Below are 22174 nucleotides of genomic sequence, written 5' to 3'. Positions count from 1 at the left end.
CCGGCCTGTCACGCCGGAGGTCGCGGGTTCGAGTCCCGTCACTCGCGCCACTTCCCTTGGGAAGAGGTGTTCAGTCCAAGCAAACTGTTATAGCTGCGGGTGTAGCTCAGTTGGTTAGAGTGCCGGCCTGTCACGCCGGAGGTCGCGGGTTCGAGTCCCGTCACTCGCGCCACTTCTCTTTGAGAAGTAGCTGCTATAACAAACACATAAATGAGAGTTGCGGGTGTAGCTCAGTTGGTTAGAGTGCCGGCCTGTCACGCCGGAGGTCGCGGGTTCGAGTCCCGTCACTCGCGCCACTTTCATTTACTACGAAAAGCACGGTGTTCGCTTTAAATAGCGCACCGTGCTTTCGTGTATTCTGGCTCATCTTCTCTGGATTTCATTGCATTATCTACCCATGTTTCCTGCTGAAGCTTTGCTGTCTTATATTTAGGGTAGGGGAGCTGCCGGATATGGCAGATTTAGCGGACAAGCTTTAGTGGGCAGGGGCTTAAAACAAAGTCCATTATGGTGGCTCATGGGTATTGTCCTGCGACTCTTCAATTGAGACGTTTTGACTATTTACGCAGAACTACGCAGGAAAATGCACCAATTTTATTGTCCGATTTTAAGTCTTGAGTAGTTTTCCCAAGCAATTGTTAGAAAACGTCATTTTTCTATTTTAATATGAGTATTTTACTCATAATATATATCTCTAGGTTTTTAGCGGCTTTTTAGTGCCCGCCTCTCGAGAATGTGATCTTCTCGCGGCGTAAGGCACTCTTTCCGACCCGATTTACTCCGTTGTAAGGTCTTGCGCAGATGGTGGGGCTAAGCTAATCGTGCGTTGCGGTGCGACTAGATACACCGGATCCTAGGGTGTCCTTCCAAATCTTACGCCCTACTTTCTGCCGTGTGTGCAGTGCACCAAGAGTTTTATTGGTCGCATGACCTGTTACGTCCAGGGACGGATATACAAATGGAAGACCTCCTCAGGGAGTACATCCCGATTGTCGTCTTTATCGGTGTTGCCCTCGTTATTGGCCTCGCGCTTCTCATTGCCCCGTTTATCGTAGCTTTCAAGAATCCAGATTCTGAGAAGCTCTCTGCTTACGAGTGCGGCTTTAATGCCTTTGATGACGCGCGTATGAAATTCGACATCCGGTTTTATCTGGTATCGATCCTCTTCATCATCTTTGATCTCGAAGTTGCTTTCCTCTTCCCATGGGCTGTTGCTTATGGCGGACTGGGCTGGTTTGGCTTCGTTTCCATGATGATTTTCCTGGGCGTGCTCACGATTGGGTTCATCTATGAATGGAAGAAGGGAGCGCTGGAATGGGATTGATCTCTGACGGCTCCAAGCCTCTTGTCTCTGAAGCTCCAAAAGGGATCATTGATCCCAACACAGGTCGCCCGGTGGGCGAAAATGATCCGTTCTTCATGAATGTGAATAACGAGCTTTCTGATAAAGGTTTTCTGGTTACTTCCAGTGAAAGTCTGATTCAGTGGGCACGTACCGGTTCGCTCATGTGGATGACGTTTGGTCTTGCTTGTTGTGCAGTGGAAATGATGCAGATGTCGATGCCGCGTTATGACGCAGAGCGTTTCGGCTTTGCTCCTCGTGGCTCCCCACGTCAGTCTGACGTGATGATTGTTGCAGGAACACTGACCAACAAAATGGCACCTGCGCTGCGTAAGGTTTACGACCAGATGCCAGAGCCTCGCTATGTGATCTCCATGGGATCATGTGCAAATGGCGGCGGTTACTACCACTATTCCTATTCTGTTGTACGCGGATGTGACCGGGTTGTTCCGGTTGATATCTATGTGCCGGGTTGTCCTCCAACTGCTGAAGCGCTGCTTTATGGTGTGCTGCTGCTGCAGAAGAAGATCCGCCGTACGGGTACGATTGAAAGATAAATTACAGGTCGTGCACTTTCATGGTGCGCGGCCTTATCGACATTGCTGGCATGGGGTTCCTTGCCATTTGTGAGATGTCCAACCTATAGGAAACAAGGTAATGGACGAGACGCTTAGCGAACTCGGTGAATTTATCGAGCTAACGCTTGGAGACAAAGTTAAGGGCTGGTCGGTTGCTTATGGCGATCTGGCTCTTAATGTGTCCCATGATCAGATTATCAATGTTTTGCGTTTCCTGCGCGATGACGCGCGGTGCGGCTTTGTAGCATTGGTTGATATTTGCGGTGTGGACTGGCCAGCTCGGGAAAAACGTTTCGACGTTGTGTACCACCTGCTTTCCCCCGTTCAGAACTTGCGCGTTCGCGTGAAGGTTCAGACAGATGAGGCCACTCCGGTTCCTTCTGTTATCTCCATTTTCAAGGGTGCTGAATGGTTTGAACGTGAAGCCTACGATATGTACGGCATTCTGTTCACCGGTAACCCGGATCTGCGGCGCTTGCTGACTGACTACGGTTTTGACGGTTTCCCGCTTCGCAAGGATTTTCCTCTGACAGGTTATGTAGAGGTTCGTTACGACGACACCAAGAAGCGTGTTGTTTATGAGCCTGTGCAGCTTACTCAGGAATTCCGTAGTTTTGATTTCCTCTCACCATGGGAAGGTACTGACTATGTGCTTCCTGGTGATGAAAAAGCATCGAACTGAGGCACGGGTAGAGAATGGCTGAGGCTCAGGTACGAAACTTTAATATTAACTTTGGTCCGCAGCACCCTGCGGCGCACGGTGTGCTTCGTCTGGTTCTTGAACTGGACGGTGAGGTGGTCACTCGCGTTGATCCGCACATCGGTCTGCTGCACCGGGGTACTGAAAAACTGATCGAGCACAAGACCTATCTTCAGGCTGTGCCATACTTCGACCGGTTGGACTATGTAGCACCGATGAACCAGGAGCATGCTTTTGCTCTTGCAGTTGAACGTTTGCTGGGCATTGAGGTGCCAAAGCGCGGTCAGCTGATCCGTGTGCTTTACTCTGAAATTGGACGTTTGCTGTCACACCTTTTGAACGTGACGACACAGGCGATGGATGTTGGTGCGTTGACGCCGCCGCTGTGGGGCTTTGAGCCTCGCGAAGAGCTTATGGCGTTTTATGAGCGCGGTTGTGGTGCTCGTATGCACGCGGCTTATGTGCGTCCGGGCGGCGTGCATCAGGATCTTCCTGCTCAGTTGCTTGAGGACATGTGGAACTGGTGTGATCCGTTCCTCAAAACCCTTGACGACATTGAAGGCCTTCTGACTGACAACCGTATCTTCAAACAGCGTAACGTTGATATCGGCGTTGTTGATCTTGATGAAGCCTGGGCTATGGGCTTCTCCGGTGTGATGGTTCGTGGTTCTGGTGCGAAGTGGGATTTGCGCAAGTCGCAGCCTTACGAGTGCTACGATGAGATGGAATTCGACATTGCAATCGGTAAGAACGGCGACTGTTACGACCGTTACCTGATCCGCATGTTTGAGATGCACCAGTCTGTTCGCATCATTAAGCAGTGTCTGGAGATGCTGGGTAAGGAAACTGGCCCTGTTTCTTCAACCGATGGTAAGGTGGTTCCACCAAAGCGCGATGAAATGAAGCGCTCCATGGAAGCTCTGATCCATCACTTCAAGCTTTACACCGAGGGTTACAAAGTCCCTGAAGGCGAGATTTATGCAGCCGTTGAGGCGCCAAAAGGCGAATTCGGCGTGTATCTCGTTTCTGATGGAACCAATAAGCCTTACCGCTGCAAGATCAAGGCTCCTGGCTTTGCTCACCTGCAGGCGTTGGATTACCTGTGTCGCGGCCATATGTTGGCTGACGTTGCCGCTGTCATCGGTTCCATCGATATCGTATTTGGGGAGATTGACCGGTAATGTCAGTGCGTCGTCTTCATCACGAACAGCCAGAGTCTTTTGAGTTCTCTCCAGAAAATCTGGAATGGGCGAATAAAGTTATCGCGCGTTACCCGGAAGGGCGTCAGGCATCTGCTGTCGTACCAATTCTGTGGCGTGCGCAAGAGCAGGTTGGTTGGGTGACCGAGCCAGCGATCCGTGCGATCTCTGAAATGCTCGATATGCCTCGCATCCGCGTTCTGGAAGTGGCAACCTTCTACACCATGTTCCAGCTGCAGCCGGTCGGTAAAAAAGCACACATTCAGGTGTGTGGTACGACCCCTTGTCAGCTGCGTGGTTCTGAAGAGCTCATCAAAGTTTGTAAAAGCAAGATCTCTGAGACCCCTCATACCCTTTCCGAAGATGGAAACTTCTCCTGGGAAGAGGTTGAGTGCCTTGGTGCTTGTGTAAACGCGCCGATGGTGCAGATCTTCAAAGACTTCTATGAGGATCTGGATGTTGAGAAGTTTGAAAAGCTTCTTGATGACATTGCAGGCGGAAAGCCGGTTCTGCCGGGCCCTCAGGGTGTTGACCGTATCTTCGCGGCGCCAGAGGGTGGTCCAACCACATTGCTGAACATTGAGGACACCACAAAGGGTGCGCCTCAGGAAGCTATCGTTGTTGACGGTTCCGATGCAGCGTCACGGCACCATGCAGGTGCTGCTCTGAATACTGGCGGTGCTGGTTATACTGGTGTTCCTCGTCCAGCTGAGGCTGGTGTTGCGGAGTTCTTGGAGAGCCACCGCAAAGCTCAGGAAGCCAAAGCGAAAGGTGAGGGGTAAGCGATGCTGAACGATTCCGATCGTATCTTCACCAATATCTATGGTCTGCATGACTGGGGGCTCGAAGGAGCTCGTCAGCGTGGATCATGGTCTGGTACCAAAGACATTATTGACAAAGGTCGCAGCTGGATCATTGACGAAATGAAGACTTCCGGTCTTCGTGGTCGTGGTGGTGCGGGCTTTCCGACTGGCTTGAAGTGGTCCTTCATGCCGAAGGAAAGCGACGGTCGTCCGGCCTATCTCGTGGTCAATGCAGATGAGTCCGAGCCGGGCACCTGTAAAGACCGTGAAATCATGCGTCACGATCCTCACCATCTGGTTGAGGGTTGCTTGCTTGCTGGTTTCGCGATGGGTGCTATTGCGGCGTACATTTACGTGCGCGGCGAGTTCATTCGTGAACGTGAGCGCCTGCAGGCCGCGATTGATCAGGCTTATGATGCTGGCCTGATCGGCAAGAACAACAAGAACGGCTATGACTTTGATATCTACGTGCACCACGGTGCAGGGGCTTACATCTGCGGTGAAGAAACTGCACTGCTGGAAAGTCTTGAGGGTAAAAAAGGTCAACCGCGTCTGAAGCCTCCGTTCCCTGCGAACATGGGTATCTATGGCTGCCCAACCACAGTGAACAACGTGGAATCCATTGCTGTTGCTCCGACCATCTTGCGTCGTGGTGGTGCATGGTTCTCCGGTATCGGCCGCGAAAACAACGCTGGCACAAAGCTGTTCTGTGTTTCCGGACACGTGAATAAGCCTTGTACCGTTGAAGAATCCATGGGTATTCCGTTCAAGGAGCTGATTGAAAAGCACTGCGGTGGCATCCGCGGCGGCTGGGACAATTTGCTGGCGGTTATTCCGGGTGGTTCCTCTGTTCCTTGTGTGAAGGGCGAAGAGATCCGCGACGCCAAGATGGACTTTGACGGTCTGCGCGAAGTTGGCTCTTCTCTGGGTACAGCTGCTGTGATCGTGATGGACACCTCCACGGACATCATCAAAGCGATTGCCCGTCTGTCCTACTTCTACAAACACGAGAGCTGCGGTCAGTGTACGCCGTGCCGTGAAGGTACGGGCTGGATGTGGCGCGTGATGGAGCGGATGGTCAAGGGCGAGAGCTCTTATGAAGAAATTGACATGCTGTTCAAAGTAACCAAGCAGGTGGAAGGTCATACGATCTGCGCGCTTGGTGATGCGGCTGCATGGCCTATTCAGGGTTTGATCAAAAACTTCCGCCCTGTGATTGAAGATCGGATCGATCAATACGTTGCTACGCAGCGCACACCGACCGACAAGATTGCAGCGGAGTAGGGGATATGAAGATCAGCAATGAGAAAAAACGTCTGAATGTGAACGAAAGCGACCTTTCCGGTTCTTTGTTTGTGGATTGCAATCTGTCTGGTTGCTCTTTCACGAATGTGAATCTGTCCGGTGGCCGCATCAACGACGTTAATCTCTCGGGCTGGTCTATCCTTGATGCAAACCTTTCTGGTTGGTCAGTCGAGAAAGTCAATCTTTCTGGGCTGATCCTTGAAAATGCCAATCTGGCTGGCGCTAAACTCAAAAGCTGCCGGCTTGAGGGCATGACCATCGATGGAATTGAAGTGACTGAGCTTCTTGAAGCTTATCGGGCTAAAGAAGCTAAGGGTGAGGATGCCAACGCATGACCAAGCTTGTCGTCGACGGCAAAGAAATTGAAGTTCCTGCGGAATATACCGTTATGCAGGCCTGTGAAGAGGCCGGCGCGGAAATTCCTCGGTTCTGTTTTCATGACCGGCTTTCAGTAGCCGGCAACTGCCGCATGTGCCTTGTAGAAGTAAAGGGTGGACCGCCAAAGCCGGTTGCCTCTTGTGCAATGGGCGTGCGCGATCTGCGTCCGGGACCAGAAGGTCAGCCACCAGAGATTTTTACAAAATCTCCTATGGTGAAAAAAGCGCGTGAAGGTGTGATGGAGTTTCTCCTGATCAACCACCCGCTAGACTGCCCTATCTGTGACCAAGGCGGTGAGTGTGATCTTCAGGATCAGGCCATGGCTTACGGTGTAGATAGTTCCCGTTATGCGGAAAACAAGCGCGCAGTTGAAAATAAATATGTCGGTCCGCTTGTGAAGACGATCATGACACGCTGCATTCACTGCACGCGCTGTGTTCGCTTTACGACCGAGGTTGCCGGTGTTTCCGAACTGGGCCTGATTGGTCGCGGTGAAGATGCCGAGATTACCACTTATCTTGAAGAAGCGCTTTCTTCCGAGCTGCAGGGCAATGTGATTGACCTTTGCCCGGTTGGTGCTCTGACTTCCCGTCCATACGAGTTCAATGCTCGTCCATGGGAACTGGTGAAGACAGAAAGCGTCGACGTGATGGATGCTCTTGGCTCTGCTATCCGTGTGGATACACGCGGTAAAGAAGTCATGCGCATCATGCCTCGCCTCAATGAAGAGGTGAACGAGGAATGGATCTCCGATAAAACCCGCTTCATCTGGGATGGTCTGAAGACACAACGTCTGGATCGCCCATATGTGAAGCAGGGGGGCAAGCTGGCTCTTGCTAGCTGGACTGACGCTCTGAACGCGGTTGCGGCCAAGGTGAAAGCGGCTGGTGGTTCTAAAACTGCTGCAATTGCCGGTGACCTTGCAACTGTTGAAGAGATGTTTGCTCTGAAGGCTTTGATGGAGAGTGTTGGTTCCGCCAACATGGATTGTCGTCAGGATGGTGCACAGCTTGATCCATCGCTTGGCCGGACAACCTATCTGTTTAACTCTTCCGTGGAAGGTATTGAAGACGCTGACGTAATTCTTCTCGTGGGTGCTAATCCACGTGTTGAAGCACCTGTTCTCAATGCTCGCATCCGTAAAGTGTGGCGTCATAGCGGTGCAAAAGTTGGTCTGATTGGCCAGCCTGCGGACCTGACCTACGATGTGGATTACCTCGGTGCTGGTCCGGACACTCTGGCGGATCTTGCTTCTGGCAAGAATGCATTTGCAGAGGTCCTGAAGAACGCGAAGAATCCAATGATTATCGTTGGTGAAGGCGCGATTGCCCGTGAAGACGGTGCAGCTGTGCTGGCTGCTGCTGCCAAGCTTGCTGAAAGCGTTGGTGCTGTGAGCGATGAGTGGAACGGCTTTAACGTTCTGCACACTGCTGCCAGCCGCGTTGGTGGTCTGGATATCGGACTTGTTCCGGGTGAGGGCGGTCTGGATACTGGTGGTATTCAAGACGCAGCTGCCAAAGGCGACCTTGATGTTGTGTTCCTGCTTGGTGCAGATGAACTGGACATGGCGTCCTTCGGTGATGCGTTTGTTGTTTACATCGGTACACACGGTGACCGCGGTGCACACCGCGCTGACGTTATTTTACCAGGTGCTGCTTACACTGAAAAACCAGGGACATTTGTGAACCTGGAAGGCCGTGTACAGCTGGCAAACCGCGCTGCATTCCCTCCTGGTGATGCACGTGAGGACTGGGCGATCATTCGTGCACTTTCCGGTGCACTTGGTAAGCCGCTTTCCTTCAACAGTTTTGCGCAGTTGCGCGGTGCTGTTGTCGAGGCAGTTCCTCATATGGCGAATGTAAATTGCATCGCGACCGGTGTTGCTTCGGATGTTTCCAAGCTTACCGCACGCGGTGGTGACATGAATGGTGCCGGTTTCGCACAGGCATTCAGTGATTTTTATCTAACCAACCCGATTGCCCGAGCTTCAGCGGTGATGGCCGAGTGTTCCGCACTTGCCATGCAGCGCCGAGCTGAGGCGGCGGAATAAGGGGACGGTGAGCATGGAAGCTTTTTTCTGGGATTATGGCTGGCCGCTGATCATCATGCTCTTCCAGAGCGTGTTGTTGATGGTCGTGCTGCTGCTGATCGTTGCTTACATTCTATACGCTGACCGTAAGATCTGGGCTGCTGTCCAGATCCGTCGTGGTCCTAACGTTGTTGGCCCCTGGGGCTTGCTGCAGAGTTTTGCGGATCTTTTGAAATTCGTATTGAAAGAGCCAGTGATCCCATCGGGATCTGATAAGTTCCTGTTTTTGTTTGCGCCGCTGATTACAGTGGTTCTGTCACTCGCTGCATGGGTGGTTATGCCTGTTGCGGATGGCTGGGTGATTGCAAACATCAACGTGGGTATTTTGTATGTGTTCGCGATCAGCTCCCTTGGAGTTTACGGCGTGATCATCGGTGGTTGGGCTTCCAACTCCAAATACCCGTTCCTGTCAGCTCTGCGTTCTGCAGCTCAGATGGTTTCTTACGAAGTGTCTATCGGCTTCGTGATCGTGACTGTTCTGCTTTGCGTTGGTTCGTTGAACCTGACCGAGATCGTTTATGCGCAACAGGCTCGCGGGCTTGCTCACGTGCTGGGCGTTCCATGGTTGTCTATTTTGAACTGGTACTGGTTGCCGCTGTTCCCGATGTTCGTGGTGTTCTTTGTTTCCGCACTTGCTGAAACAAACCGTCCGCCATTCGATCTGGCAGAAGCGGAATCCGAACTGGTTGCAGGCTTCATGGTTGAATACGGCTCTACCCCTTACATGATGTTCATGTTGGGTGAGTATGTGGCGATCTCCTTGATGTGTGGTCTGATGACCATCCTGTTCATGGGTGGCTGGTTGCCTCCATTGGATATCGCACCATTCACATGGGTGCCTGGTATCGTCTGGTTCCTGCTCAAGTGTCTGTTGGTGTTCTTCTTCATCTCCATGGCCAAAGCAATGGTCCCACGGTATCGCTATGACCAGCTGATGCGTCTGGGTTGGAAAGTCTTCCTGCCGCTATCACTGGCAATGGTGTTCATCGTGGCCTTCGTGCTGATGTTCATGGGCTGGACCCCACCAGTGGGTGGGTTCGGAGCATGATTTCCATCGCCGGGTTAATCGGTGGTGTCATGGGAATTTACCTTGGATGGCTGAACTACCGTCTCCTTCTTGGATTTATGGAGGCAGCCATCAACAAAGGAAAAGAGCGCAACCCAGCTGAAAAAGGTTGGATTGAGCTGGCGGAACCGACGATCCGCAAACTCATTTTTACCCTGACGATAATCGGGATTCCGATTATCGGATATCTCGCCGGAGCTAGCATTGCTCCTTAATTCGAGAGGAAAGGGTAACGAGAACCTAGTATGACTTCTTAGAAGTGCTCCTAGGTTCTCTTGGATTGTAATCGATCTTCCATGCCGGTGGCATGTTCGATCAAGAAAGGGCTGTAAAGGCTATGGGACTGGGACAGGCCGCAAAGTCGTTGCTTTTGAAGGAGTTCGTATCGGCGTTTTTTCTTGCCATGCGTTACTTCTTCAAGCCAAAGCCGACGATTAACTATCCCTTTGAGAAGGGTGCTGTAAGCCCGCGTTTTCGCGGTGAACACGCCTTGCGCCGGTATCCGAATGGAGAAGAGCGCTGCATTGCTTGTAAGCTGTGTGAAGCGATCTGTCCTGCGCAGGCCATTACGATTGAAGCTGGACCTCGTCGTAATGACGGGACACGCCGTACCACTCGCTACGACATTGACATGACCAAGTGCATTTACTGCGGGTTCTGTCAGGAAGCGTGTCCGGTGGATGCGATCGTGGAAGGCCCGAACTTTGAATTTGCTACCGAGACGCGGGAAGAGCTGTTCTACGACAAGGACAAGTTGCTTGCGAATGGGGAGCGTTGGGAGCGTGAGATCGCTCGCAATATCGAATTGGATGCTCCGTACCGTTAAGGTAACGGGAGTGGATTGTGTCCGGTTGGGGCTTTGCACTGACCGGGCGAGACAATAGGACAAAGGCAACCTAAAAATGGTTTTGCAGGCCCTGTTTTTCTATCTGTTTGCCGCACTTGCGGTGGCCTCTGCCTTCATGGTGATTGCTTCTCGCAATCCGGTTCACTCAGTGCTGTTCCTCATCCTGTGCTTCTTTAATGCAGCCGGGTTGTTTGTACTGATTGGTGCCGAGTATCTGGCGATGCTTCTGGTTGTTGTCTACGTGGGTGCGGTCATGGTGCTGTTCCTGTTCGTGGTCATGATGCTGGATGTTGACTTTGCCGAAATGCGTCAGGGGTTCTTGCAGTATTTGCCAATCGGCGCGCTGATTGGTGCAATTCTGCTGGCTGAACTTTTGATGGTTGCCAGTGGCTGGTACATCGCTCCTGGCATGTTAGGTGAAGGGTCCGCCCCGACACCTCCTGTTGAGCAGACACAAAATATCGCCGCTATCGGTGAATTGCTTTACACCCGCTACATTTACTGGTTCCAGGTTTCTGGTCTGGTGCTGCTGGTTGCAATGATCGGTGCGATTGTATTGACCCTCCGCCATAAGCCGGGCGTACGCCGTCAGAACATCTCTGAGCAGGTTGCCCGTCGTCCTGAAACTTCGATCGAAGTGGTCAAAGTTGAAAGAGGCAAGGGGTTGTAAGACGCGTTTGTAACGGGTCTTCATCATTAATTCGTGCCGGAGAAAAGGCCTTCCTCTTGAAGGTTCCTTCTCCGGAATTTGAATAGAACACGGGGAGCACTGAGAGGCGCCCATGGAAATTGGCATAGCGCACTATCTCGGGGTCGCAGCGATCCTATTCACCATCGGGATCTTTGGCATCTTTCTCAACCGAAAGAACGTCATCGTGATCCTGATGTCTATCGAGCTCTTATTGCTCGCAGTTAATATCAACCTGGTGGCATTTTCCTACTTCATGCAGGACATGGTTGGTCAGATCTTTGCGCTCCTGGTCCTTACCGTTGCAGCAGCAGAGGCGGCCATTGGTCTTGCTATTCTGGTTGTTTACTTCCGTAACCGCGGCTCTATTGCCGTGGAAGACATCAATATGATGAAAGGCTGAGGGGCGGATGTTTTCAGCAATCGTTTTTCTGCCGTTGCTTGGCTTCCTGATTGTCGGAATGTTCGGCAATCGGCTTGGGGTCAAAGCCAGCGAGTACATCACCAGCGGCTTCATGATTGTCGCAGCCCTTTTGTCATGGGTGGTGTTTTTTCAATACGGCCTTGGGTCGGAGAGCACGCAGATTGTGACAATTTTCCGCTGGATCACCTCTGGGGATCTATCGGTTAACTGGACAATTCGTGTTGATACACTCACCGCAGTGATGCTGGTGGTTGTGAACTCCGTTTCCTGTCTGGTTCACATTTACTCTATCGGGTACATGCACCACGATCCGCATCGTCCGCGGTTCTTTGCATACCTGTCCTTCTTTACCTTCTCAATGTTGGCACTGGTCACCTCTGATGACTTGCTGCAAATGTTCTTTGGTTGGGAAGGCGTTGGTCTGGCATCCTATCTGTTGATCGGGTTCTGGTACAAGAAACCTTCTGCCAATGCGGCTGCGATGAAAGCATTCATCGTCAACCGTGTGGGTGACTTTGGTTTCGCTCTGGGTATCTTCGGTGTTTTCTACCTGTACGGTTCCATCGACTTCGCAACGATTTTCAGCAGCGGTCCTTCTCTTCTGGAGAACAAAGAGCCTGTTCTGAATTTCCTTGGTTATGAGTTGATGCCTGAAGCGGCGCTGACAGTTGTCTGTCTGCTGCTCTTCATGGGTGCCATGGGTAAATCAGCTCAGTTCCTGCTTCACACCTGGTTGCCGGATGCGATGGAAGGCCCAACGCCTGTTTCCGCGCTGATCCACGCAGCGACCATGGTGACAGCTGGTGTGTTCATGGTTGCGCGTCTTGCGCCAATCTTTGAACTTGCACCAACGGCCCTGACTGTTGTGACCTTCTTTGGTGCAACGACTGCCTTCTTTGCAGCGACCATTGGCTGTGTGCAGAACGATATCAAGCGCGTGATTGCCTATTCCACCTGTTCTCAGTTGGGGTACATGTTCGTTGCGCTGGGTGTTGGTGCGTTCGGTGTTGGTATCTTCCACCTGTTCACACACGCGTTCTTTAAAGCACTGCTGTTCTTATGCGCTGGCTCCGTTATTCACTCTGTGTCTGACGAGCAGGACATGCGTAAAATGGGTGGTCTGCGTAAGCACATTCCATGGACCTACTGGACCATGATGATTGGTACGCTGGCTCTGACTGGTTTCGGTATTCCGTTTACCTACATCGGTACAGCTGGCTTCATCTCCAAAGATGCGATCATTGAAGCTGCTTATGTTGGTCACAACATGTTTGCCTCCTATGCCTTCTGGGCAACGGTGCTTGCAGCTGCGCTGACCAGTTTCTACAGCTGGCGTCTGGTGTTCATGACCTTCCACGGCAAGACCCGTGCTTCTGTTGATGTGATGAAACACATCCATGAGAGCCCATGGGTTATGCTTGTACCGCTGCTGTTGCTTGCACTTGGTGCTGCTTTTGCCGGTATGGTGTTCAAGGATGCCTTTATTGGTGCTGACTATCTCAGCTTCTGGAAGAATGTCTTTGGCGGTACGAACAGTGAGCTCGCAGTCATTGAAGAAATGCATCACGTCCATTGGCTCGTGAAGCTTTCCCCATGGCTCGCAATGGCTGGCGGTTTCATCATCGCTTACCTCTTCTACATCGCTAAACCAGACATGCCGAAGGCTCTGGCAGAGCGTCATAAGCCTCTGTACCTGTTCCTCCTGAACAAGTGGTACTTCGATGAGCTTTATGACTTCCTGTTCGTAAAACCTTCCCTGGCTCTTGGCCGCTTCCTGTGGAAGCGCGGTGACGGCACTGTGATTGACGGACTTGGTCCTGACGGTGTTGCTTCACGCGTTCAGCAGGTTACCGGTTGGGTTGTTCGCCTGCAGTCTGGCTACATCTATCACTACGCATTCGCCATGTTGATCGGGGTTGCCTTCTTCGTGACCCTGGCCATGTTCTCCGGTGGGGGAGTTCATTAATGAACGACTGGTCCATCCTTTCCATCACAACATTTCTCCCACTGGTCGGTGTGTTCTTCATCCTGCTGGTGCGGGGAGATGACCCAGATGCGAAAACGAATATTCGGCGTGTTGCGCTGATTACGACGAGTTTCACATTTATCGTCTCCTTGTTCATCTGGGGCGGGTTCACTAACGAGAACCCTGGCTTCCAGATGGTGGAGAAGCACAACTGGTTTGGTGACACCTTCACCTACCACATGGGCGTTGACGGCATTTCCATGCTGTTCGTGATCCTGACTACTTTCCTTATGCCGCTGTGTATTCTGGCGAGCTGGGAAAGCATTCAGACCCGCGTCAAGGAATACATGATCGCTTTCCTCGTACTGGAAACACTGATGATCGGTGTGTTCTGTTCGCTGGATCTGGTTCTGTTCTACGTGTTCTTTGAAGCTGGCCTTATTCCGATGTTCCTGATCATCGGTGTTTGGGGTGGTCCGCGCCGCGTTTATGCAAGCTACAAGTTCTTCCTGTACACCTTGCTCGGCTCCGTGCTGATGCTGGCGGCTATCATGGCCATGTACTGGCAGGCTGGTACACTGGATATTCCAACTCTGCTTAATGAGAGCGAATTCCCGGCTGCGATGCAGACGTGGTTGTGGCTGGCGTTCTTCGCAAGCTTTGCAGTGAAGATGCCAATGTGGCCTGTTCACACCTGGTTGCCAGATGCTCACGTGGAAGCGCCGACGGCTGGTTCTGTTGTTCTGGCTGCGATCCTGCTGAAGATGGGTGGTTATGGGTTCCTTCGGTTCTCACTACCAATGTTCCCAATTGCCAGTGATATGTTCGCACCGTTCATCTTTACGCTGTCTGTTGTGGCGATCATCTACACCTCACTGGTGGCGCTGGCTCAGGAAGACATCAAGAAGTTGATTGCCTACTCATCCGTTGCTCATATGGGCTTCGTGACCATGGGTATCTTCTCTGCCAATGCGCAGGGTATTGAAGGCGCGATCTTTATGATGTTGGCTCACGGTCTGATCTCTGGCGCACTGTTCCTGTGTGTTGGCGTGATTTATGACCGGATGCACACCCGTCAGATTACGGCTTATGGTGGTCTCGTGAACAACATGCCTCGTTATGCGGTGGCGTTCATGATCTTCACCATGGCAAACGTTGGTCTACCAGGAACTGCCGGCTTCGTGGGTGAATTCCTGACTATGATTGGTGTGTTCCAGGTGAACACGTGGGTGGCGTTCTTCGCTGCGACTGGTGTGATCCTGTCTGCTGCTTACGCTCTGTTCCTTTACCGCCGCGTCGTGTTTGGTGCGTTGGAGAAGGAAAGCCTCAAGTCTATGCTGGACCTGACAGGCCGTGAGAAGCTCATCCTGGCTCCGCTGATCATTTTGACTATCTTCTTCGGGTTCTACCCAGCAGCAGTGCTGGATGTGACGTCCGCGTCCGTTGGTGCCCTTATCGAAAACTACAATGCCGCGCTTGATGCAGGGGGTCTTGCCCATGCAGCCGCTGCTGTGTCTAGCCATTAACAGGGGACCGTGCACTCATGAATGCTGAGCTTCTAGCTATTCCTGATCTAATGCCGGTATTGCCCGAGATCCTTCTGGTTCTCGGCGCAATGGTCCTGCTGATGGTTGGAGCTTTTGGTGGAGAGAAATCCACTCCGCTGGTAACTGGTATCTGCGTTGCGTTGCTTACTGTTGCGGGTCTGATCCTGCTGGTGAGCCCGCATTACGGCACAACATTTGACGGCGCATTCGTACAGGACGCGTTCTCCCAGTATATGAAAATACTGGTGCTGATCGGGTCCGGCTTTGCGATTGCGATGTCCGTTGCTTATGCACGTTCTCAGAACTTTGACCGCTTTGAATACCCGATCCTCATCGTGATCGCGACCGTTGGTATGATGCTGATGCTTTCAGCCAACGATCTGATCTCCATGTATCTGGGTGTTGAGCTGCAGTCTCTGGCTCTTTACGTGGTTGCTGCGATTAACCGTGACTCTGTTCGCTCTACTGAGGCTGGCCTGAAGTACTTCGTCCTTGGCGCGTTGTCTTCCGGTATGCTGCTTTACGGTATGTCCTTCATCTACGGCTTTACCGGCCACACTGACTTTACTGGCATCGCGGCGGCTCTGACAGACGATCGTGCATCCCTTGGTCTGGTGTTCGGTATCGTGTTCATGCTGGCAGGTATTGCCTTCAAGATCTCTGCGGTTCCATTCCATATGTGGACCCCGGACGTTTATGAGGGTGCACCAACACCGGTTACTGCGTTCTTTGCAGCAGCGCCTAAAATTGCTGCGTTCGGTATGCTGATCCGTGTGCTGGTTGAGCCTTTGGGCAATGTGACCACGGATTGGCAGCAGATCGTTGTGTTCATCGCTATTGCGTCTATGGGTCTTGGTGCCTTTGCTGCGATTGGTCAGAAGAACATCAAACGTCTGATGGCATACTCTTCCATTGGTAACATGGGTTACGCTCTGGTTGGTCTGGCAGCTGGTACTGAAGCTGGTGTCCACGGTCTGATCGTGTTCATGACTGCTTACCTTGCGATGACACTGGGTGCGTTTGCTTGCATTCTGTCCATGCGCCGCAAGGAAGGTATGGTTGAAGAGATCTCCGATCTTGCTGGTCTTTCCAAGACCAACCTGCCAATGGCAGTGTTGCTTGCAGTGATCATGTTCTCCCTGACCGGTCTGCCACCACTCATCGGCTTCTTTGGTAAGTTCTACGTGTTCATCGCTGCGATGGATGCAGGTCTTGCTCCATTGGTCGTGATTGGTCTGGTGACCAGCGTTGTGGCTGCTTACTATTACCTGCGTGTGATCAAGGTCATGTTCTTTGATGATGCAACTGGCGAGTTCCTGCCAATGTCTGGTGAAATGAAAATTGTGCTTGGTCTTTCCAGCGCAGTTGTCGGACTGTTCTTCATCATGCCGGAACCAATTATGAATGCGGCTGCCAATGCGGCTGGCGTTCTGTTCTAGTTTCCTATGATGAACCTTGGACAATTAAAAGACGAAGGCCCGGTGCGATCTGCACCGGGCTTTTGTTTTGAGTACTACGACCAGATCGGGTCCACCAATACTCACGGCCTGCACAAGGCACGGGAAGGGCATCCGGGTAATCTGTGGGTCCGCTCCGATATTCAGCTGAGCGGGCGCGGACGTCGTGGACGGGCGTGGACTTCGGAGACCGGCAATCTGTTTGCCTCGGTGTTGCTGCGGGTGGATGTACAGAACGAGAAGATCGTTCAGCTGCCCTTTGTAGCAGCCCTTGCTCTTGGAGAGGCTATTGAACGGGCAACTGGTGCGCACAATCTGGTGCAACTGAAGTGGCCGAATGATGTGCTCATCGACGGACAAAAAGTCTCTGGCATATTGCTTGAGAGCGAAAGTGGGCCTAATGGTGAGCTGTGCCTTGTGTGCGGTTTTGGCGTCAACGTGTCTCATCACCCGGATCTGGGTGATTATGCTGTTACAGATTTACGCAGCATGGGATACATGTGTGAGCCGCAACAGGTCTTTGACGCTCTTGCGCAAAGTTTTGCACGATGGCTGGAAACGTGGAAAGCTGCCAGTGGGTTTGAAGAGATCAGATCTGCATGGCTGCGACGCGCCGTGGGGCGCGGGAAACCGATCCGTGTCCGCCTGAGCAATGAAGAGTTTTCCGGTGTCTTTATGGACATCGATCAAATGGGTCGCCTGATCGTAAAAATGGATCATGGGGGCGAGCGGCTGGTGACAGCCGGAGATGTTTTCTTTTCCTGAAGACGTGCAAAGCGTGTTCTGCTGGCTTTTTGAATACTAAGGCCACACGTCTGTCAGGGCATAGAGCAAGTTGCATTCACGCATCTCGCTTTTAGTTCTTTTGTTTGAGCTAGTTCTTGTCGCTTGATTGTTCCCAATCAAACGGAACGCGCTCTAGAGTTTATACGCATATGCTCATTCCGGGAACCGGAACCATTTATTGAGAATATGCTTTGAAGGAGTCTTAGATGTCGGGCACTCAAGAGCTCGTATTCCTGCCTTTGGGCGGTGTTGGCGAAATTGGAATGAACCTTGGTCTTTATGGATATGGACCTGAGGACGACCGTCGCTGGCTGATTGTTGATTTTGGTGTCTCATTTGCCGGACCGGAATTACCGGGTGTGGACCTTGTTCTGCCAGATATTCGTTTTCTGGAAGAAGAGCGTTCTCGCATCGATGGCATCGTCATCACGCATGCTCATGAAGACCATTACGGCGCATTGTCCTACCTCTGGAAGCGGCTCGAATTACCGGTCTACGCGACCGAGTTCACTGCTCGCCTTCTGGAAGCCAAGCTGATTGGCGATGGTGCGGATTATGAAATTCCGGTGACTGTTGTTAATCAGGGAGATCGTTTCAAAGCCGGTATCTTTGATATTGAGATGGTGACCATGACCCACTCGATCCCGGAGCCGTGTGCTCTGGCTATTCGTGTTGGCGGTCAGCTGGTGTTGCATTCCGGTGACTGGAAGATCGATCTGACACCGGGCATTGGTAAAGCGATCGACCTTCAGCGTTTGCGTGAACTGGGAGATGAAGGCGTTGATGTCTTTGTCTGTGACAGCACCAATGCAGTCCGTGACGGGGTCAGCCCGAGTGAAGCGGATGTGAAGGAAGAGCTGACACGGATTATCAAAGAGGCACGGAACCGCGTTGCTGTGACCACGTTTGCCTCCAACGTTGCGCGTATGCGCGCGGTGGCTGAAGCGGCGATGGCGGCAGAGCGTGAGATTGTTGTGATTGGCAGGAGTATGCAGCGCACTGTCGAGATTGCACGTGATCTGGGCTATCTTGATGGACTGGCGCCATTCCGTGATGAAGAGACCTATGGATCTTTGCCGCGTGATAAGGTTGTTGCTCTTTGCACTGGTTCGCAAGGCGAAGCGCGCGCTGCGATGGCCCGTATTGCAGGTGATCAACACCGTCAGGTCGCGCTGTCTGCTGGTGATATGGTTATCTTCTCCAGTCGGACTATTCCGGGCAATGAAAAGGCTGTTTCCAATATCATCAACCAGCTGACCCACGAAGGGTTGAAGGTGGTGACAGATCGTGATGCGCTGGTGCACGTGTCTGGGCATCCGCGTCGTGGTGAGCTGGATCAGGTTTACAATCTTGTGCGCCCGAAGAAAGTTCTACCGGTTCACGGTGAGCCGCTGCACCTGCAGTGTCATAAGGACTTTGCGATCAGCAAAGGCGTGAAGGACGTTAAGATCATCCGTGATGGCGACATGGTGCGCCTGCATCCAGGTGGGCTTGAGGTTATTGATGAAGCACCTGCCGGTATTCTGGTTCGCGATGGCCATTTGATTGCAGCGCCTGAGGAAACTGGTGTTCAGGAACGCCGGAAGCTTTCTTATGGCGGCTGCGTGACGGTCTCTCTGATTGTGGATGGTCGCGGCGAGTTGCTTGGTGATATCGATGTGGTTCTGTTCGGGATGCCGGATGAAACTGAAAACGGGACACCGTTTGAGGATGCCGTTCGTGATGCCGTTTATGGTGCGGTGATTTCCATTCCAAAGAGCCGCCGCCGTGATGTGGAACTGGTGCGTGAAGCTGCCAGACGGGCGGGGCGTTATGCAGTTGTAGAGCATTGGGGCAAGAAGCCTCTTTGTAAGGCATTGGTGCAGCGCGTCTGATCCTCAGACACATTTTTGAGATAGTCAAAGGCCGCAGATGAGCATATCATCTGCGGCCTTTGACTTTTGATCCAATGGACTTTGTGAATGAAATCTGTTCCTTAGAACTCATAGGCGTTCATCTGCAGATAGGTGCTGTGCTCTGACATTTTGTTTGAGCAGCTTCTTGTCATTTGATTGTGTGCAATCGAATGGAACGCGCTCTAGAACAAAGAGTTATTGGGAGGACCGTCATGATTGGACGATTGAACCACGTCGCGATTGCCGTGTTGGATATGGAAGAAGGCCTGAAGGTGTATCGTGATGCACTCGGCGGCATTGCCTCAGAAAAAGTGGCACAGCCGGATCATGGTGTTTCGACCGTGTTTATCGAGCTTCCAAACACGAAGATCGAACTGCTGGAGCCGCTTGGCGAGAATTCTCCGATCTCCAAGTTTCTGGAGCGTAACACGCAAGGTGGTATCCATCACATCTGTTATGAAGTTGATGACATTCTTGCAGCGCGCGATCAGCTGGTTGCTAACGGAGCCCGGATTCTGGGTGATGGTGAGCCGAAGATTGGTGCACATGGCAAGCCGGTGTTGTTCTTGCACCCAAAAGACTTCCTTGGAACATTGACCGAGTTGGAACAGGCTTAAGTTTGCCTTGAAAGACTTGTGGTTTGAGGAAACTGGAAGGCTTTCGGTTCGGGCCTAATTCTTGTAGGTAAAAACCTGTAGTGCGCTGGTCGCTTTGTGATACAACAGTAAGGTGACCAGCCGCAGAAGAAACAAGAACGTTCCAGGAGCACATTTATGGCTACGCCGCTACTCGTTGCACTCTACTTCATGATGTGGTGGATTTTGTTTCTGGCCATTTTGCCGTTTGGTGTTCGCACTCAGGCGGAAGAGGGCGAAGTAGTTCCGGGAACGACTGAGAGCGCGCCCAAAAATCCTCAGATGCTGAAGAAGGTGATCATCAACACGATTGTAACGACAATTGTGTTCGTTGCCTTCTATTGGTTCCTTGAGTCCGGCCTTGGCGCGCATCTGTTTCCACTTGTTGATCAATTAATGGGCAACGCTCCTTCCTGATTTTGGTTTTGCACATCAATTGTGTGGCGTAAAATCAGCGAGTTACAGAGCAAATCCATCAAGTGTCAAAAAAAGCGATTCTCTAGAATCGCTTTTTTTGCGTTTAGAGGGGTGTTGTTAGAGAGACACTTGTCCCTGCTGTATTCAGACTCTGGTGAGTATGCTGATATGAGTAAACTGAATGCGGTATTCATAGAATATCATGGAGTGAAACGGCAGAAATTGGCGAAAAAAAAGCAAGGCCGAAGCCTTGCTGTTAGAACGAGTTCCGCGTCTAAATGTTCTCTTTGCACTTGCGTAGAGTGCCGGCTGCAACCAAACGGGCGCCCGAGAACCTTCCTCCCAAGACTAAAGATCGCGATACCTTGCAACACCGCTTAAGGGTGTTGTTTTTGTTGTTGAACAGACACTAACGTAATCACATTAGTTTGTCATCATTTTGTATCAATTCGCCGCAATTTTTTGCTTGCCTAAAATTTTAGCTATAATTTTTCGGAGATTCCATGAGTTGAACCCAAAGGTGTAGGCAAAAAGCTGCGTGTATGGGGAAATATGTCTTAGAAAATTGGCATATAGCCATGTTGGCAGTTACAACAGGCGTTCTGCTTGCTAAGAAGACATAGAAATGATGTTTGGTGGTGAGCCAGAGCTTGCGTGCCTTTAAACCTGAAGAGTTAAACTAATGCGTTTGTCCCGATATTTCCTGCCTATTTTGAAGGAAACTCCGAAAGAAGCCGAGATCGTATCGCACCGCCTGATGTTGCGTGCGGGTATGGTCCGTCAGCAGTCAGCCGGGATTTATGCATGGCTGCCGCTTGGCCACCGTGTGCTCAACAAGATTCAGCGTATTGTTGAAGAAGAGCAGAACCGCTCCGGTGCTGTCCAGCTGCTTATGCCAACCATTCAGCCTGCTGACCTGTGGCGCGAAAGTGGCCGCTATGATGCGTACGGCAAAGAAATGCTGCGCATAGAAGACCGTCATGAACGGGAAATGCTCTTTGGTCCAACCAATGAAGAGATGATCACTGACATCTTCCGCAGCTATGTGCGCTCCTACAAGGACCTGCCGCTGAACCTTTATCACATACAGTGGAAGTTCCGCGATGAAGTGCGTCCTCGTTTCGGCGTGATGCGCGGTCGTGAGTTCCTGATGAAGGATGCTTATTCCTTCGACCTGGACAAAGAGCGGGCAACAGAAGCCTACCGCCGCATGTTTGTCGCTTATTTGCGCACCTTTGCCCGCATGGGTCTGACTGCAATTCCTATGAAGGCGGACACTGGCCCAATCGGCGGCGACCTGTCTCACGAGTTCATCGTGCTGGCGTCTACCGGTGAGAGCGAAGTGTTCCTTGATAAGGATATTCTTGGCCTGCCAACTCCGGCGGAAGACATTGATTTCAATGGTGACCTTTCCGGCATTATTGACCAGTGGACCACGCCTTACGCTGCAACTGATGAGATGCATGATGAGGCTGCCTTTGAGGCTGTTGCAGAAGACAAGAAAGTGTCTGCACGCGGTATCGAAGTTGGCCACATCTTCTACTTCGGCACCAAATATTCCGAGCCTATGGGCGCGAAAGTGATGACTGCTGAAGGCAAGGAACAGCCTGTTCACATGGGTTCCTACGGCATTGGTGTATCTCGTCTGCTGGGTGCGATCATTGAAGCGTGCCATGATGATGATGGCATTGTCTGGCCAAAAGAAGTTGCGCCGTTCCATGTTGGTTTGATCAACATGAAGGTTGGTTCTGAGTGCGATGACGTTTGTGAGAGCGTTTACGCGGAGCTGGAAAAGGCTGGCGTTGAGGTTCTTTATGATGACCGCAAGACCAGTGCAGGCCAGAAATTTGCAAGCATGGATCTGATTGGTCTGCCATATCAGCTGGTTGTTGGCCCACGTGGTCTGAAGACTGGTGAAGTGGAAGTCAAAGACCGTGCAACTGGTGATCGCAAAATGTTGACCCCGGAAGCGGCTGTCAACAAACTGATTTCTGCCTTAAAAGGCTGATATCAGCGAAGCTTGGGGTAACTCAGTAGCTTCAATGGTATGCT

Annotated in this window: 21 protein-coding genes and 2 tRNA genes; all 23 read left to right on the top strand. The window is 51.8% G+C overall.

Features of this window, described 5'->3' with window-relative positions:
- Positions 1-95: 95 nt before the first annotated feature.
- The 23 genes from PsW64_RS24360 to proS all read left to right on the top strand — a co-directional run bounded on the left by PsW64_RS24360 (position 96) and on the right by proS (position 22130).
- A tRNA-Asp gene (locus PsW64_RS24360) sits at positions 96-172 on the top strand.
- A gap of 47 nt (positions 173-219) precedes the next feature.
- Positions 220-296: transfer RNA gene (locus tag PsW64_RS24355), tRNA-Asp, on the top strand.
- A 662-nt stretch (positions 297-958) separates the two neighbouring features.
- Positions 959-1324: an NADH-quinone oxidoreductase subunit A gene (locus tag PsW64_RS24350; protein WP_057465615.1), complete on the top strand. Its 366-nt coding sequence runs from the start codon at positions 959-961 to the stop codon at positions 1322-1324.
- Positions 1315-1899: a NuoB/complex I 20 kDa subunit family protein gene (locus PsW64_RS24345; protein WP_057465614.1), complete on the top strand. Its 585-nt coding sequence runs from the start codon at positions 1315-1317 to the stop codon at positions 1897-1899. Before PsW64_RS24350 ends, PsW64_RS24345 begins: the two co-directional genes overlap by 10 nt.
- Before the next feature lie 100 nt (positions 1900-1999).
- Positions 2000-2602: an NADH-quinone oxidoreductase subunit C gene (locus PsW64_RS24340; RefSeq protein WP_057465613.1), complete on the top strand. Its 603-nt coding sequence runs from the start codon at positions 2000-2002 to the stop codon at positions 2600-2602.
- Positions 2603-2616: 14 nt separating this feature from the next.
- Positions 2617-3801, top strand: coding sequence for an NADH-quinone oxidoreductase subunit D (locus PsW64_RS24335; RefSeq protein ID WP_063305299.1), 1185 nt, complete (start codon positions 2617-2619; stop codon positions 3799-3801).
- A complete protein-coding gene (gene nuoE / locus PsW64_RS24330) occupies positions 3801-4601 on the top strand; it encodes an NADH-quinone oxidoreductase subunit NuoE (protein WP_057465611.1) in 801 nt (266 codons plus the stop codon). The genes PsW64_RS24335 and nuoE overlap by 1 nt, the downstream gene beginning before the upstream one ends.
- A gap of 3 nt (positions 4602-4604) precedes the next feature.
- Positions 4605-5906 carry an NADH-quinone oxidoreductase subunit NuoF gene (gene nuoF / locus PsW64_RS24325; RefSeq protein WP_063305298.1) on the top strand — a complete coding sequence of 434 codons (1302 nt, stop codon included), beginning with the start codon at positions 4605-4607 and terminating at the stop codon, positions 5904-5906.
- 5 nt (positions 5907-5911) lie between these two features.
- Positions 5912-6262, top strand: coding sequence for a pentapeptide repeat-containing protein (locus PsW64_RS24320; RefSeq protein ID WP_063305297.1), 351 nt, complete (start codon positions 5912-5914; stop codon positions 6260-6262).
- Positions 6259-8355 (top strand): NADH-quinone oxidoreductase subunit NuoG, encoded by a 2097-nt coding sequence (gene nuoG, locus PsW64_RS24315; RefSeq protein WP_063305296.1) that lies wholly within the window; start codon positions 6259-6261, stop codon positions 8353-8355. Before PsW64_RS24320 ends, nuoG begins: the two co-directional genes overlap by 4 nt.
- A gap of 13 nt (positions 8356-8368) precedes the next feature.
- Positions 8369-9442, top strand: coding sequence for an NADH-quinone oxidoreductase subunit NuoH (gene nuoH, locus PsW64_RS24310; protein WP_057465607.1), 1074 nt, complete (start codon positions 8369-8371; stop codon positions 9440-9442).
- The gene (locus PsW64_RS24305) at positions 9439-9675 is read left to right on the top strand and encodes a hypothetical protein (protein ID WP_063305295.1); all 237 of its coding nucleotides are present in this window, start codon (positions 9439-9441) and stop codon (positions 9673-9675) included. Before nuoH ends, PsW64_RS24305 begins: the two co-directional genes overlap by 4 nt.
- A gap of 122 nt (positions 9676-9797) precedes the next feature.
- A complete protein-coding gene (gene nuoI / locus PsW64_RS24300; protein ID WP_057465605.1) occupies positions 9798-10286 on the top strand; it encodes an NADH-quinone oxidoreductase subunit NuoI in 489 nt (162 codons plus the stop codon).
- Positions 10287-10362: 76 nt separating this feature from the next.
- The gene (locus tag PsW64_RS24295) at positions 10363-10977 is read left to right on the top strand and encodes an NADH-quinone oxidoreductase subunit J (protein ID WP_057465604.1); all 615 of its coding nucleotides are present in this window, start codon (positions 10363-10365) and stop codon (positions 10975-10977) included.
- Positions 10978-11089: 112 nt separating this feature from the next.
- A complete protein-coding gene (nuoK, locus tag PsW64_RS24290; protein WP_057465603.1) occupies positions 11090-11398 on the top strand; it encodes an NADH-quinone oxidoreductase subunit NuoK in 309 nt (102 codons plus the stop codon).
- Positions 11399-11405: 7 nt separating this feature from the next.
- On the top strand, positions 11406-13385 hold the full coding sequence (gene nuoL, locus PsW64_RS24285; RefSeq protein WP_057465602.1) for an NADH-quinone oxidoreductase subunit L: 1980 nt from the start codon (positions 11406-11408) through the stop codon (positions 13383-13385).
- Complete coding sequence (locus tag PsW64_RS24280) at positions 13385-14911, top strand: NADH-quinone oxidoreductase subunit M (protein WP_057465601.1); 1527 nt, start codon at positions 13385-13387, stop codon at positions 14909-14911. Before nuoL ends, PsW64_RS24280 begins: the two co-directional genes overlap by 1 nt.
- Positions 14912-14928: 17 nt before the next feature.
- Positions 14929-16371, top strand: a complete 1443-nt coding sequence (gene nuoN / locus PsW64_RS24275) for an NADH-quinone oxidoreductase subunit NuoN (RefSeq protein ID WP_057465600.1) — start codon at positions 14929-14931, stop codon at positions 16369-16371.
- Between the two features lie 42 nt (positions 16372-16413).
- Complete coding sequence (locus tag PsW64_RS24270) at positions 16414-17154, top strand: biotin--[acetyl-CoA-carboxylase] ligase (protein ID WP_208981006.1); 741 nt, start codon at positions 16414-16416, stop codon at positions 17152-17154.
- A gap of 227 nt (positions 17155-17381) precedes the next feature.
- Positions 17382-19049, top strand: coding sequence for a ribonuclease J (locus tag PsW64_RS24265; RefSeq protein WP_063305293.1), 1668 nt, complete (start codon positions 17382-17384; stop codon positions 19047-19049).
- A 233-nt stretch (positions 19050-19282) separates the two neighbouring features.
- Positions 19283-19687, top strand: coding sequence for a methylmalonyl-CoA epimerase (gene mce / locus PsW64_RS24260; protein ID WP_057465598.1), 405 nt, complete (start codon positions 19283-19285; stop codon positions 19685-19687).
- 156 nt (positions 19688-19843) lie between these two features.
- Positions 19844-20122 (top strand): DUF1467 family protein, encoded by a 279-nt coding sequence (locus PsW64_RS24255; RefSeq protein WP_057465597.1) that lies wholly within the window; start codon positions 19844-19846, stop codon positions 20120-20122.
- A 682-nt stretch (positions 20123-20804) separates the two neighbouring features.
- A complete protein-coding gene (gene proS, locus PsW64_RS24250; RefSeq protein WP_063305292.1) occupies positions 20805-22130 on the top strand; it encodes a proline--tRNA ligase in 1326 nt (441 codons plus the stop codon).
- The last annotated feature ends 44 nt before the right edge of the window (positions 22131-22174 follow it).

Source organism: Pseudovibrio sp. W64, from assembly GCF_001623145.1.
Classification (GTDB): Bacteria; Pseudomonadota; Alphaproteobacteria; order Rhizobiales; family Stappiaceae; genus Pseudovibrio.
This window is presented reverse-complemented; position numbering and strand designations above follow the sequence as displayed.

Coding starts and splice junctions, on each gene's coding strand:
- nuoG (WP_063305296.1), top strand. CDS start 6,259: ATGACCAAGCTTGTCGTCGACGGCAAAGAAATTGAAGTTCCTGCGGAA.
- PsW64_RS24350 (WP_057465615.1), top strand. CDS start 959: ATGGAAGACCTCCTCAGGGAGTACATCCCGATTGTCGTCTTTATCGGT.
- PsW64_RS24335 (WP_063305299.1), top strand. CDS start 2,617: ATGGCTGAGGCTCAGGTACGAAACTTTAATATTAACTTTGGTCCGCAG.
- nuoE (WP_057465611.1), top strand. CDS start 3,801: ATGTCAGTGCGTCGTCTTCATCACGAACAGCCAGAGTCTTTTGAGTTC.
- PsW64_RS24345 (WP_057465614.1), top strand. CDS start 1,315: ATGGGATTGATCTCTGACGGCTCCAAGCCTCTTGTCTCTGAAGCTCCA.
- PsW64_RS24340 (WP_057465613.1), top strand. CDS start 2,000: ATGGACGAGACGCTTAGCGAACTCGGTGAATTTATCGAGCTAACGCTT.
- nuoN (WP_057465600.1), top strand. CDS start 14,929: ATGAATGCTGAGCTTCTAGCTATTCCTGATCTAATGCCGGTATTGCCC.
- nuoH (WP_057465607.1), top strand. CDS start 8,369: ATGGAAGCTTTTTTCTGGGATTATGGCTGGCCGCTGATCATCATGCTC.
- PsW64_RS24295 (WP_057465604.1), top strand. CDS start 10,363: ATGGTTTTGCAGGCCCTGTTTTTCTATCTGTTTGCCGCACTTGCGGTG.
- PsW64_RS24265 (WP_063305293.1), top strand. CDS start 17,382: ATGTCGGGCACTCAAGAGCTCGTATTCCTGCCTTTGGGCGGTGTTGGC.
- PsW64_RS24280 (WP_057465601.1), top strand. CDS start 13,385: ATGAACGACTGGTCCATCCTTTCCATCACAACATTTCTCCCACTGGTC.
- nuoI (WP_057465605.1), top strand. CDS start 9,798: ATGGGACTGGGACAGGCCGCAAAGTCGTTGCTTTTGAAGGAGTTCGTA.
- nuoF (WP_063305298.1), top strand. CDS start 4,605: ATGCTGAACGATTCCGATCGTATCTTCACCAATATCTATGGTCTGCAT.
- proS (WP_063305292.1), top strand. CDS start 20,805: ATGCGTTTGTCCCGATATTTCCTGCCTATTTTGAAGGAAACTCCGAAA.
- PsW64_RS24255 (WP_057465597.1), top strand. CDS start 19,844: ATGGCTACGCCGCTACTCGTTGCACTCTACTTCATGATGTGGTGGATT.
- mce (WP_057465598.1), top strand. CDS start 19,283: ATGATTGGACGATTGAACCACGTCGCGATTGCCGTGTTGGATATGGAA.
- PsW64_RS24320 (WP_063305297.1), top strand. CDS start 5,912: ATGAAGATCAGCAATGAGAAAAAACGTCTGAATGTGAACGAAAGCGAC.
- nuoL (WP_057465602.1), top strand. CDS start 11,406: ATGTTTTCAGCAATCGTTTTTCTGCCGTTGCTTGGCTTCCTGATTGTC.
- nuoK (WP_057465603.1), top strand. CDS start 11,090: ATGGAAATTGGCATAGCGCACTATCTCGGGGTCGCAGCGATCCTATTC.
- PsW64_RS24305 (WP_063305295.1), top strand. CDS start 9,439: ATGATTTCCATCGCCGGGTTAATCGGTGGTGTCATGGGAATTTACCTT.